Source organism: Sphingomonas antarctica (genome assembly GCF_965137005.1).
Lineage (GTDB): Bacteria > Pseudomonadota > Alphaproteobacteria > Sphingomonadales > Sphingomonadaceae > Sphingomonas_O > Sphingomonas_O antarctica.
Map to the genome: position 1 here is coordinate 51359 of NZ_CBCRXM010000017.1, position 12279 is coordinate 63637.

The 12279-nt window shown below is 64.4% G+C and carries 13 protein-coding genes; 8 read left to right on the plus strand and 5 right to left on the minus strand.

The features are described 5' to 3' along the window. The first annotated feature begins 1 nt into the window (after position 1). Complete coding sequence (locus ACM9ME_RS14070; protein ID WP_415644095.1) at positions 2–787, plus strand: SDR family NAD(P)-dependent oxidoreductase; 786 nt, start codon at positions 2–4, stop codon at positions 785–787. A 106-nt stretch (positions 788–893) separates the two neighbouring features. Continuing rightward, on the plus strand, positions 894–1331 hold the full coding sequence (locus tag ACM9ME_RS14075) for an acyl-CoA thioesterase (RefSeq protein WP_415644096.1): 438 nt from the start codon (positions 894–896) through the stop codon (positions 1329–1331). 87 nt (positions 1332–1418) lie between these two features. On the opposite strand, the gene ACM9ME_RS14080 is transcribed toward ACM9ME_RS14075, so the two are convergent. Next, on the minus strand, positions 1419–2198 hold the full coding sequence (locus ACM9ME_RS14080; protein ID WP_415644097.1) for a crotonase/enoyl-CoA hydratase family protein: 780 nt from the start codon (positions 2196–2198) through the stop codon (positions 1419–1421). Then, positions 2191–3711 (minus strand): acyl-CoA synthetase, encoded by a 1521-nt coding sequence (locus ACM9ME_RS14085; RefSeq protein WP_415644098.1) that lies wholly within the window; start codon positions 3709–3711, stop codon positions 2191–2193. The genes ACM9ME_RS14080 and ACM9ME_RS14085 overlap by 8 nt, the downstream gene beginning before the upstream one ends. A 68-nt stretch (positions 3712–3779) precedes the next feature. On the opposite strand from ACM9ME_RS14085, the gene ACM9ME_RS14090 reads away from it, so the two are divergent. After that, the gene (locus ACM9ME_RS14090) at positions 3780–4238 is read left to right on the plus strand and encodes a PaaI family thioesterase (RefSeq protein ID WP_415644099.1); all 459 of its coding nucleotides are present in this window, start codon (positions 3780–3782) and stop codon (positions 4236–4238) included. Next, positions 4231–4605 (plus strand): PaaI family thioesterase, encoded by a 375-nt coding sequence (locus ACM9ME_RS14095; protein WP_415644100.1) that lies wholly within the window; start codon positions 4231–4233, stop codon positions 4603–4605. The genes ACM9ME_RS14090 and ACM9ME_RS14095 overlap by 8 nt, the downstream gene beginning before the upstream one ends. Here the strand turns inward: ACM9ME_RS14095 and ACM9ME_RS14100 are convergent. The 3 genes from ACM9ME_RS14100 to ACM9ME_RS14110 form a co-directional block, all read right to left on the minus strand. Continuing rightward, positions 4602–5390: an SDR family oxidoreductase gene (locus tag ACM9ME_RS14100; RefSeq protein ID WP_415644101.1), complete on the minus strand. Its 789-nt coding sequence runs from the start codon at positions 5388–5390 to the stop codon at positions 4602–4604. The genes ACM9ME_RS14095 and ACM9ME_RS14100 overlap by 4 nt on opposite strands. A gap of 147 nt (positions 5391–5537) precedes the next feature. Continuing rightward, positions 5538–6668, minus strand: a complete 1131-nt coding sequence (locus ACM9ME_RS14105) for an acyl-CoA dehydrogenase family protein (protein WP_415644102.1) — start codon at positions 6666–6668, stop codon at positions 5538–5540. A 92-nt stretch (positions 6669–6760) separates the two neighbouring features. After that, positions 6761–7921 carry an acyl-CoA dehydrogenase family protein gene (locus ACM9ME_RS14110; RefSeq protein WP_415644103.1) on the minus strand — a complete coding sequence of 387 codons (1161 nt, stop codon included), beginning with the start codon at positions 7919–7921 and terminating at the stop codon, positions 6761–6763. A gap of 116 nt (positions 7922–8037) precedes the next feature. On the opposite strand from ACM9ME_RS14110, the gene ACM9ME_RS14115 reads away from it, so the two are divergent. The 4 genes from ACM9ME_RS14115 to ACM9ME_RS14130 all read left to right on the plus strand — a co-directional run. Then, positions 8038–9246: an aromatic ring-hydroxylating oxygenase subunit alpha gene (locus ACM9ME_RS14115; protein ID WP_415644104.1), complete on the plus strand. Its 1209-nt coding sequence runs from the start codon at positions 8038–8040 to the stop codon at positions 9244–9246. Further along, positions 9246–10136, plus strand: a complete 891-nt coding sequence (locus ACM9ME_RS14120; protein ID WP_415644105.1) for a pseudouridine synthase — start codon at positions 9246–9248, stop codon at positions 10134–10136. Before ACM9ME_RS14115 ends, ACM9ME_RS14120 begins: the two co-directional genes overlap by 1 nt. Continuing rightward, the gene (gene rsmD, locus ACM9ME_RS14125; RefSeq protein ID WP_415644106.1) at positions 10133–10672 is read left to right on the plus strand and encodes a 16S rRNA (guanine(966)-N(2))-methyltransferase RsmD; all 540 of its coding nucleotides are present in this window, start codon (positions 10133–10135) and stop codon (positions 10670–10672) included. The genes ACM9ME_RS14120 and rsmD overlap by 4 nt, the downstream gene beginning before the upstream one ends. A gap of 94 nt (positions 10673–10766) precedes the next feature. Next, a partial coding sequence (locus ACM9ME_RS14130; RefSeq protein ID WP_415644107.1) for an ATP-dependent helicase occupies positions 10767–12240 on the plus strand: 1474 nt, incomplete at its 3' end. Positions 12241–12279: the final 39 nt, after the last annotated feature.

Below are 12279 nucleotides of genomic sequence, written 5' to 3' on the forward strand. Positions count from 1 at the left end.
GATGAAACTCGACAACACTGTCTCGGCCGTCATCACCGGCGGCGCCTCGGGCCTCGGCGCTGCAACTGCGCGCGCACTGGCCGCCAAGGGCGTCAAAGTCGCCCTGTTCGACCTGCAAAAAGACAAGGGCGAAGCCGTCGCCGCGGAAATCGGTGGCGTGTTCTGTGAGGTCAACGTGACATCGGACGAGAGCGTCATCGCCGGCTTCGAAAAGGCCCGCGCGGCGCATGGCCAGGAGCGGATCCTCGTCTGCTGCGCGGGCACCGGCGCGGCGATGAAGACTGCCAGCCGCTCGAAGCAGGATGGCAGCATCAAGCACTATCCGGCCGATGCGTTCAACTGGCTCATCCAGATCAACCTCGTCGGCACCTTCCGCTGCGTGGCCTTGTCGGCGGCGGGGATGATGACGCTCGAGCCGCAGAATGAAGACGGCGAGCGCGGCGCGATCGTCAACACGGCCTCGGTCGCGGGCGAAGATGGTCAGATGGGCCAGGTTGCCTATGCCGCGTCGAAGGCGGGCGTCATCGGCATGACGCTCCCCATCGCGCGCGACCTGATGTCCGAAGGCATCCGCGTGAACACCATCCTGCCCGGGATTTTCGAAACCCCGCTGATGCTCGGCGCGCCGCAACAGGTGAAGGACGCGCTCGCCGCCTCGGTCCCGTTCCCCAAGCGCCTCGGCAAGCCCGAGGAATATGCGGGCCTCGCGCTGACGATGATCGAGAATTCGTACTTCAACGGCGAGGACGTCCGCCTAGACGGTGCAATCCGCATGGCGCCGCGCTGATAGCTCACAACCGCGTCATTCTCGCGAAAGCGGGAATCCATCTCCTGAACAATCGGTAGCAGACGGGTTCCCGCTTTCGCGGAAATGACGAAAATAGGTTTACCTTATGCCCAAACCCGCCCCTTATCGTACGCAACTCGAAACCTACCCGTTCACCGCCGACATCCCGACGCGCTGGGCGGATCTCGATCTGCTCGGGCACATCAACAATGTCTCGATGGCCGGGCTGTTCGAGGAAGGGCGCGGGCGGTTCAACCGTTCACTCGAACTGCCGCGCGACCGCAAGACGACGCGCTGGCTGATCGCGGCGGTGGAGATAAATTATCTCGCCGAAGCACATCATCCGCATGACGTGACGATCGCTAGCGGTATCGGCCGTGTCGGGACGCGCAGCTGGCAAATCTTTTCCGGGGCATTTCAACACGGCGACTGCGTTGCGACCTGCGACACGACACTGGTGTTCACCGATGAAACCGGCGCCGCCGAATTTCCCGACAGCTTTCGCGCCAAATTCGCAGCGACGATGGTCCGAATTCCTGCTTAGCCGTCACCCCGGACTTGATCCGGGGTCCATTCGCACTCTGATCGAGATGACAGGCCAATGGACCCTGACTTTCGTCAGGGTGACGGATCAGTCGTAAAACTTGGCTGCCCGCTTGCCCATATTGGCGGCGACGGCCTCCATCATATTGGGCTTGCCGATCACCGCGACCTGTTCGTCGGTTTCCATCTCCAGCATCGCGCGCGGATCGAGATCGTGCGCGGCGTTGCACAGCCGCTTGGCCCCGCGGATCGCATGCGGGCTGCGCGCGGCAATCTCCTTCGCCAGCGCCAGCGCGGCCGCATGGGGATCTTCAGACAGGCGCGTGACAAACCCGTGTACCAATGCCTCGGCGGCCCCGAATTCGCGCGCGGTATAGACCAGCTCGCGCAGCACATCGTCGCGCACCTGCGTCCGCCACAGCGGGAACCCCGCCATATCGGGCACCAGTCCCCAGTGCACCTCGCGGATCGCAAAACGCGTATCGGGATGTGCGATACGAATATCCGCCCCGGCCATCATCTGGAACCCCCCGCCGAACGCCACGCCGTGCACCGCCGCGATCACCGGCATCGGCAATTGCCGCCAGCCCCAGCTGACATGCTGCGGCAGGATCGACCCCTGATCGTTACGCTCGCGCCCCGTCCCCGATCCGCCGCCCGCTATGCTCGCCATGTCGAGGCCCGCGCAAAACGCTCGCCCCTCGCCCGACAGCACGACGCAGCGCACATCCTGGCGCTGGTGCAATTCGTCGATGGCTGCACCGATCGCACGGAATTGTTCGGGGTCGAGCGCGTTCATCTTGTCCGCGCGGTTGAAGCGAACGTCGGCGATTTGGTCGGCGACGCTAATCGTAACGCGGTCAGCCAATGCGGTTCTCCTTGCCCCAGAATTTGTCGCGGATCAGCCGCTTGTAGAGTTTACCCGTATCGTGGCGCGGCAGCTCGGCCATAAACTCGACGCGGCGCGGCGTCTTCACGCCAGACAGCGCGGCGCGGCAATGGGCGATCAATTCGGCCGCCAGCGCATCGTCGCCGACGACACCCGGCGCGGGCTGGATCACCGCCACCACGGCCTCACCCATTTCGTCGTCCGGCGCCCCGACCACCGCAACATCCGCGACCTTCGGGTGCGTCACCAAATGGTTCTCGATCTCCTGCGGATAGATGTTCACGCCACCCGAAATGATCATGAAGCTCTTGCGATCGGTCAGGTACAGGTAGCCCTCGTCATCGACCCAGCCGACATCGCCCAAAGTCGAGAACCCGCGGGCATTACGGCTGTCTGCGGTCTTCTCCGGATCGTTGTGATATTCGAACTGCCGCGCGCTTTCGAAGAACACCATACCTTCGGCGCGCGGTGGCAGGTCGTTGCCGTCCTCGTCGCAGATATGAAGCTTGGCCTCGCCGATCGCACGTCCGACCGACCCGGGATGCGCCAGCCACTCCGCAGCTTTCAGCGCCGTAAAGCCATTCCCCTCCGTCCCCGCATAATATTCGTCGAGCACCGGTCCCCACCACTCGATCATCGCGCGCTTGACCGGCACCGGACATGGCGCGGCGGCGTGGATCGCGACTTGCATCGACGACACGTCGTATTTCGTCCGCGCATCTTCAGGCAGCTTGAGCATCCGCACGAAATGCGTCGGGACGAACTGCCCCGAATTGCATGCATAACGCTCGATCGCCGCCAGCGCGGCTTCGGCATCGAACTTGCGCATGAGGACGATCGTGCCGCCCAGTTTTTGCACGGTCATCGTCCATGACAGTGGTGCCGCATGATAAAGCGGCGCGCTGGATAGATAGATGCTGTCGGGCCCAAGTCCGAAGAACCCCGAAGCAAGCATCGCCAGCGCGGTCGGCGCGTCGATGGCCGGGTCGGCTGGCGCGGGCAGTTTGACCCCCTTGGGCCGCCCGGTCGTGCCGCTCGAATACAGCATTTGATAGCCCGCACTTTCATGGGCGATCGGCGATGAATCCTGCATCGCCAGCGCCGCCTCGACGCGTTCGACATCGCCTTCGTCCGCACCGTGGACCAGCTTGGCGACATCCGCTTGCCCGCCCGCCAGCCCGGCGGAAAACACCAGCAGCCTGGCCCCCGAATCCTCGAGGATGTAATCGACCTCGGGCGCAGTCAGCTTGGTCGAGATCGCGACGAACAACAGCCCGCTCCGTTGCGCACCCCACACCAGACCGTAATAATCGACCGTATTCTCCATGAGGATCGCAACACGGTCTCCCGGACGCAATCCGTGCGCCCGGTAAAGATGCGCGGCACGGTTCGATGCGCGATCGAGTTCGGCATAGCTCAGTGTCTCACCGCTTTCGGCATTGATCACCGCGGCCTTGTCGGGCGTTGCCTGGGCGTGGCGGAAGGGATGCATCCTCGTCTCCTGTGGGAACGCTTGCCGCGCCGCCTGTTTTCCGCTTGTGACGGTAGCAAGGAGCGCGCGTGTCACAAGAGCCAAATCCACCGGGCGTTACCCTTGATCGCGCATTCGATCCGTCGCGCTTCATCGCGGGAATGGCGCGCAGCGGGCATAACGGCATGATCGGCACGCGCTATCGTGCGCACGGGCCCGATTGGGTCGAACTCGAACTGCCTTATGACGAACGTCTGATCGGCGATCCCGCGACCGGCGTATTGGCCTCGGGGCCAGTCATCACCCTGATGGACATGGTCACCTCGATCTCGATCTGGCTGAAATCTGGCAAGTTTCGGCCACAGGCGACACTCGATCTGCGCGTCGACTATCTACGGCCAGCAGAGCCCGGCAAGACGATCACTGGCCGTGGCGAGTGCTACAAGCTGGGCAAGTCGATCGCGTTTATCCGCGGCGAAGCGCATGATGGCGATCCGTCACGGCCCATCGCTCATGCCAGCGGGACGTATATCTTCACCGATGTCTGAATTCGGCTCGCCTTATGCCCGGACGATGGGCTTCACCGTCTCGCGCGATGACGGGCTGGTCGTGACCATGCCACCAGGTGACGGCGTGATGGGGCGCCCCGGATTCCTGCATGGCGGCGCGATTGCCGGCCTGCTCGACTTTACCGCCTGGGTCACCCTGTTCGATGCGCTCGAAGATGGCGCGACGATCAAGCCGATCAGCATTTCGACCGATTTCATGCGCGGCGGCAAACCCGAGCCGCTTCACGCCCGTGCGACGATCGTCCGCCTTGGCCGCCGCGTCGCCAATGTAGGCGTGGTCGGCTGGCAGGATGACGAGACAAAGCCCGTCGCCGCCGCCAACCTCAAGTTTTTGATCGAACGCTAGGCGTCGATCGAGCCACCAAACTCCGCGCTGACCAAACCGCCATCGACGTTGAGCGTGTGGCCGATGACGTAATCGCCGGCGCGGCTCGCGAGATACAGTGCGCCCATCGCGATATCCTCGGGCCGTCCGACACGCCTGGCCGGAATGCCCTTGGCGACGGTATCGGCATGGTCCCGCGCCGCCTTGTTCATTTCGGACCCGAAGGCGCCGGGCGCGAGCGAGTTCACGATGATGTCCTCGCGGATAAGATGCGCCGCCAGCTTTTTCGTCAGCATGATCAGCGCCGCCTTCGACGTTTGATAGCTGTAATGCTCCCACGGATTGAGCCGCTGCCCATCGATCGACGTGATGTTGATGACCTTGGCCGGATGCTCGTGCGACGCCGCCGCCTTCAGCAAGCCGTGCAATGCCTGCGTCAGAAAGAATGGCGATTTGACGTTGAGGTCCATGACCTTGTCCCAGCCGCTTTCGGGAAACTCGTCGAACGGCGCGCCCCAGGCGGCACCGGCATTGTTGACCAGGATGTCGAGCTTGGTCTCATGCTCGGCGAGTTGAGCAGCAAGCGCCTTGCAGCCCGCGACGGTCGAAACATCCTGCGGCAGCGCGATACAGTTCGGCCCCAGCTTCTCCGCCATCGCGAAACATGCATCGGCCTTGCGCGCCGAAATATAGACCTTGGCTCCGGCGGCGATGAACGCTTCCGCGATCCACGCGCCGATATTGCGGCTGCCCCCGGTCACGAGCGCGACACGGGCATCGAGGCGGAACAGGTTCTGGATGTCCATCACAGTCTCCGGGAAAATCGAAAGTTTAGTGTAAGTTTAGGCCAAAACGATAGTCGCAATGGCTGAAATCCGCCATTTGCGAGAATCAGCCAGTGCGACTCGCTTGGTCATGGCAAATCCTATTTTGGAAGCGTTTTCTGCCCGCGCTCAATAGCCGTTCATCCGCGCCACGCGCTCGGCGTGGAAGCGCGCATCGCCGAAGAATTCCTCGAGAGTCCGGTCGCGCTTCATGTACAGGCCGATGTCGTACTCGTCGGTCATGCCGATGCCGCCGTGCATCTGCACTCCTTCCTGAACCGACAAGCGGACCGCCTTGCCCGTCTTGGCCTTGGCCACCGCGACCGCCAGTTCGGCGCGCGGGTCATCGGCATCGAGCAATTGCTGCGCCTTCAGCACCGTCGCGCGCGCGACTTCCATCTCGCCATAGAGATGCGCGGCGCGGTGCTGCAGCGCCTGGAATTCGCCGATGAGTTTCCCGAACTGCTTGCGCTGCTTGAGATAATCGATGGTCATGTCCATCGCGCCGCCGCCGACGCCCAGCAGCTCGGACGCGGCGCCCACGCGACCAGCATCGAGCAGTTTTTGCAGCACCGCCCAGCCGCCATCGACATCGCCGATCACCGCATCGGCATCGACCTCGACGCCGTCGAACTTGACGTGGCTCGCCAGCGACGAATCCACCAACCGGCGCGGATCGGCGGTCTGCCCCGCTTCCTTGGGCACCGCGAACAGCGTCAGCCCATCGGTTTCGCCCGCCGCGCCCGCGGTACGCGCCGCGACGATCAGCATGTCGGCGACATGGCCGTTGAGGACAAAGGCCTTGCCGCCGCTGAGCTTGAAGCCGTTGCCCGAACGCTCGGCCTTCATCGCGGTCATTTCGGGATGATGCTTGTCGCCCTCGTCGATCGCCAGCGCGACGATTGCGTCACCCGACGCAATCCGGGGCAGCCATTCGCCGGACAGTTTCCCCGATGCCTTGAGCGCTTCGACCGCCGCGACCGCGGTGGTCAGCATCGGCGATGGCGTCAGGTTGCGCCCGATCTCCTCGAGCACGATGCCCGCCTCCACATGGCCCAGCCCCAGGCCGCCCTGCGCTTCGGGTACCATGATACCGGTAAAGCCCATATCGGCGAACTGCTTCCACAAATCGCGACTGAACCCGGTCGCGTCGTTCGTGTCGCGCAGCGCGCGGAGGTGCTTGACCGGTGCACTTTCGGCGATGAACGGCTTGACCGTGTCGAGCAACATCGCCTGGTCTTCATTGAGGTAGAGAGGCATTTCTAATCCCGTCGCCCCGGCGGAGGCCGGGGCCGTTAGAGTTGAAGCACTTAGGTTCGTAGCGGCCCCGGCCTTCGCCGGGACACGCGTAATTAGACCCCCGGCAAATCGAGAATACGTTTGGCGACGACGCCGAGCATGACTTCGCTGGTGCCGCCTTCGATCGAATTGGCTTTGGTGCGCAGCCAGGTGCGGGCTTTCGACCCGCCTTCGCTTTCCGCCGAATCCCATTCGAGCGCCGCCGATCCGCCCGCCGCCATGATCAATTCGTAGCGGCGCTTATTCAGCTCCGTCCCGACATATTTCATCATGTTCGGCTGCGCCGGATGCGCCTTGCCGGACTTCAGCTCGTCCATGAACTTCTCGTTCATCGCGCGGAACGCCATCACTTCGACATCGAAATCGGCGAAGTCGGCGCGCAGCACGGGTTCTTCGGCGGCGACCGCAGAAAACTGCTTGCCGATCGACATCATGCCCGCGCCGAGCCCGCCGCCCGAGATCATCTCGCGCTCATGGCCCAGCAGATATTTGGCGACATCCCAACCGCGGTTGAGATCGCCGACGATCTGCCCCTTGGGCACTTCGACATTGTCGAAGAACGTCTCGCAGAACGGCGAATTGCCGCTGATCAACAGGATCGGCTTGGTTGTTACGCCGGGCGACGCCATGTCGAACAACAGGAAACTGATGCCCTGATATTTGTTCGCCTTGTCGGTGCGGACGAGGCAAAAAATCCAGTCGGCCTTGTCGGCGTACGACGTCCAGATTTTCTGGCCGTTGACGACCCAGTGATCGCCCTTGTCCTCGCCGAACGTCTGCAACGACACGAGATCGGACCCCGAACCCGGCTCCGAATAGCCCTGGCACCAGCGGATCTTGCCCTGCGCGACATCGGGCAGGATCGTCGTCTTCTGCTCCTCGGTGCCGAACTTCAGCAGCGCCGGCCCGAGCATCCAGATGCCGAACGAATTGAGCGGCGAGCGCGCCTTGATCCGCGCCATTTCCTCGCGAAGGATCTTGGCTTCGGGGGCGGACAGTCCGCCGCCGCCATATTCCTTGGGCCAGTCGGGCACAGTCCAGCCGCGCGATGCCATCGCCTCGAACCATTGCTTCTGTGCGGGCGATTTGAACGTCGCGTTGCGCCCGCCCCAATAGGCGTCGCCTTCCTCGCGGATCGGGTGACGCATTTCCTCGGGGCAATTCGCTTCCAGCCAGGCGCGGGTGTCCTGACGGAACGACTCAAGATCGCTCATCGATGGGTCCTCTCTCTCGACCGCCTGCCTATGGGTGGTTTACGTTAACGTCAATCGCGCGGGTTGACATGATTGTCCGGTAAGTGCGCTATCCATACATGGATATTGCGAGAGGAATGCTGGAACCGGGCCGCACATCCACGCCGGGGCAACGGGCGCTGGCGCAGGCGATCGTTGACGGCGACGTTCGGCGCGCGACGGCCGTGAGCCATATCGACGCGGCGGCGTACACCTCGCCCGATCGGTTTGCGCAGGAAAAGGCGCGGCTCTTCGACCGCCTGCCGCAAGTCATCGCCCCGTCCGCATTGCTGGCCTCGGGCAGCGCAGTGCCGCACGACGGCTTCGGCCGCCCGCTCCTGCTGACGCGCGACAAGGACGGCGTGGCGCACGTGTTCCTCAATGTCTGCCAGCACCGCGGCACGCGATTGGTCGAAGGCAGCGAAGCGGTGTGCACCAATTTGCTGGTGTGTCCGTATCACGCGTGGAGCTACAAGCTCGACGGTGCGCTGGCGGCGCTGCCCCGGCCCGAGACGTTTCCGGGACTGAACAAGGCCGACCACCACCTCAAGGAACTGCCCAGCCACGAAGCCGGCGGCCTGATCTGGTTCCTGCCTGATCGTCACCCCGGCGAAGGCCGGGGCCGTTACGAACGGTCGCGCTCCATCGATAGCGGCCCCGGCCTCCGCCGGGGCGACGATGGGTTCGAAGACGCCCAAACCCTCGCCAACGACTTCGACGCCTTCGGCCTCGCCGACATGCACCTGTTCGCCCGCCGCACGCACGACGTGGCGGGGAACTGGAAGCTGATCATGGACGCGTTCCTCGAAAGCTACCACGTCACGCGCCTGCACAGCGCGACCATCGGCTCGTTCTTCAAGGATGGCGTAACCACCGGCGACATGATCGGCCAGCACCGCCGCTCCGCCGTCGCCCGCGCCGAGGATCTGGCCGAAATCGATCTGAGCGATCTCGACGCGCTGCGCCGCCGCGTGACCTTCGCCTACCAACTGTTCCCCGCGACGGTGCTGGTGTTCAGCCCCGATTACGTGAACCTGATGGTGCTGATGCCGCAATCCGAAGGCCGCACCCTGGTCGAGGATTTCATGCTGATCCCCGAGCCGCCGCAGACCGACAAGGCGCAGGATCACTGGCAACGCAGCTGGGATTTGCTCGACGGCGGCGTGTTCGGCGACGAAGATTTCCGCGCGGTCGCGTTGGGCCAACAAGGCCTCAGCTCCGGCGCACTCGACCATTTGACGCTGGGGACGCTGGAGGCCGGACTGCGCAGCTTCCACGATACGGTCGAGGCGGCTATCGCGGCCTGATGGCCGAACCCTCACGCATTGCCAAACTCCTCGCCCGCGCCGGGATCGCCTCACGCCGCGAGATCGAGCGGATGATCGCCGAGGGGCGCATCGCGCTCGACGGCAAGGTGCTCGATACACCCGCGACGATCCTGACCAGCCTCAAGGGCGTTACCGTCGACGGCAATCCGGTCAAGGCGGCGGAGGCCGCGCGATTGTTTCTGTTCCACAAACCGTCGAGTGTGCTTACCGCCGAACGCGACTTTTCGGGTCGCCAGACGATCTACGACGTCCTGCCCAAGGATTTGCCACGGGTCATGCCCGTGGGCCGCCTCGATCTGAACACCGAGGGGCTGTTGTTGTTGACCACCGATGGCGGATTGAAGCGTCAGCTCGAACTCCCCTCTTCCGGCATCCCGCGCACTTATCGCGCGCGCGCCATGGGCTCGGTCACGCAGGCGCAGCTGGAGGATTTGATCGAAGGCATCACCATCGACGGCGTCCGTTACGGCCAGATCGACGCCAATATGGAGCGCCGGACCGGGGCGAACGTCTGGATCGAGATGACCTTGAGCGAGGGCAAGAACCGCGAGGTCCGCGTCGTGCTCGAACATCTCGGCCTCAGCGTGAACCGTCTGATCCGCACCGCTTACGGGCCGTTCACGCTGGGCGGCAGCGCGGTCGGATCGGTCGCCGAAGTCGACGAGAACACGCTGACCAAATTCAAGGCGACGCTCGCCACCACACCCAAGCCGCGCGCGCCGACCGGCGAAACATCGATCCGCCAGCACCAGCGCGATAATTGGCGGGTGAAAGCCAAGCCCGCGCCACGCACCGCCGTCAAACCTACTTCACGCCCCACGGTCAAACCCACCGGACGCCCCCGGCCCGGCGGCAAGCCGCGCCCGTGAGGATCATCTCGGGGGAATGGCGCGGCCGTCCGATCGTCACGCCCAAAGGCGATGCCACCCGCCCCACCGCCGATCGCGTCCGCGAAGCCCTGTTCTCGATGCTCGCCAGCCGCCTCGGCACATTCGAGGGGCTGCGCGTCGCGGACCTGTTCGCGGGGTCGGGCGCACTCGGGCTCGAAGCCCTTTCGCGCGGCGCGGGGCATTGCACTTTTGCCGAACAGGACGGCGCGGCGCTCGACGCGCTCCGAGCCAACATCGCCAAACTCGGCGCGAAAAACAGCGACGTCCGCGCGGGTTCGGTCATGAGCCTTCCGCTCGCGCGCGAACCCTACGACCTGATCCTGCTTGACCCGCCCTACACCACCGGCGCGGGCAGCGTTGCGCTCGACCGCCTGTCGCGGCTCAACTGGTTCGCCCCCGGCGCACTGATCAGCGTCGAGACGAGCAAGGCCGAAACCGTGGAGGTCGACGGTCTGACCGTCGAAGCCGAACGCAGCTACGGAAAAGCCAAGCTCACGCTGTTGCGCGCGCCCTAATCCTTCTCCCTCCGGGAGAGGGCGACTCGCCGGTGGCGAGCGGGGTGAGGGCTTGATGGTTGCGGGCCACCATCATGTTCCCTAACTGTTTCGGGTGAGCACCACCCCCGACATCGTGACCGACGCCCCCTATCTGCGCGGCCTCAACCCGCCGCAGCGTGAGGCCGTACTCACCACGGATGGCCCGGTCCTGGTCCTCGCCGGCGCCGGCACCGGCAAGACCGCCGCGCTGACCGCCCGCCTCGCGCACCTCGTCTACACGCGGAAAGCATACCCGTCGGAAATCCTCAGCGTCACCTTCACCAACAAGGCGGCGCGGGAGATGCGCGAGCGCGTCCGCGGCCTGATCGGCGATGCGGTGGAGGGCGTGCCCTGGCTCGGTACGTTTCACGCGATCGGCGCGAAGATGCTGCGCCGCCACGCCGAGCTTGCCGGGCTGCAATCCAACTTCACCATACTCGACACCGACGACCAGTTGCGCGTGATGAAGCAGCTGATCGTCGCCGCCGATCTCGACGAAAAGCGCTGGTCGGCGCGGAGCCTCGCGGGCGTGATCGACGATTGGAAGAACCGCGGCCTCACCCCGCGTGATATCGATGCGGGCGAAAGCGAGCGCTTCGCCAATGGCCGCGGCGGCGAGCTCTACGCGCAATATCAGGCGCGGCTGAAGGCGCTTAACGCCTGCGACTTCGGCGATCTGCTCCTCCACATGCTGGTGATCCTGAAGGAACATCGCGACGTGCTGGAGATGTATCAGCAGCGCTTTCGCTACATAATGGTCGACGAATATCAGGACACCAACGCCGTCCAGTATCTCTGGCTGCGCCTGCTCGCGCAGAGCCGCAAGAATCTGTGCTGCGTCGGCGACGACGACCAGTCGATCTATTCCTGGCGCGGCGCGCAGGTCGAAAACATCCTCAAGTTCGAAAAGGATTTCCCGGGCGCAAAGGTCATCCGCCTCGAACAGAATTACCGCTCCACCCCGCACATCCTCGCCGCCGCCAGCGGGGTCATCGCCAACAATTCAGGCCGCCTCGGCAAGACCCTGTTCACAGACAAGGCCGAGGGCGAGAAGGTCAAGGTCATCGGCGTGTGGGACGGCCCCGAGGAAGCTCGCCGCGTCGGCGACGAGATCGAGGGCTGGCAACGGCGGGGCGGCAGCCTCGACGGCACCGCCATCCTCATCCGCGCGCAATATCAGACGCGCGAATTCGAGGACCGCTTCATCGCCATCGGCATGCCGTATCGCATCGTCGGGGGCTTCCGCTTCTACGAACGCGCCGAAATCCGCGACGCGCTGGCCTACCTCCGCCTGGTCAACCAGCCGGCCGACGACCTCGCCTTCGAACGCATCGTCAATCAACCCAAGCGCGGCCTCGGAGACAAGGCCCTCGCCCGCGTCCAGACATTGGCCCGCGCGCAAGGCATCCCCCTGTTCCACGCCGCCGGACGCATTTTGGACAGTGACGAACTGACCCCGCAGGCGCGGCGTTCGCTCGGCAACTTCATCGGCGACGTGGCGCGCTGGCGGGACATGGCATCCGGTGGCCGCCCACCCCCGCTCGGCTNCGCCGAGTCGCCCCTCCCNGAGGGAGGGGACTTTTATT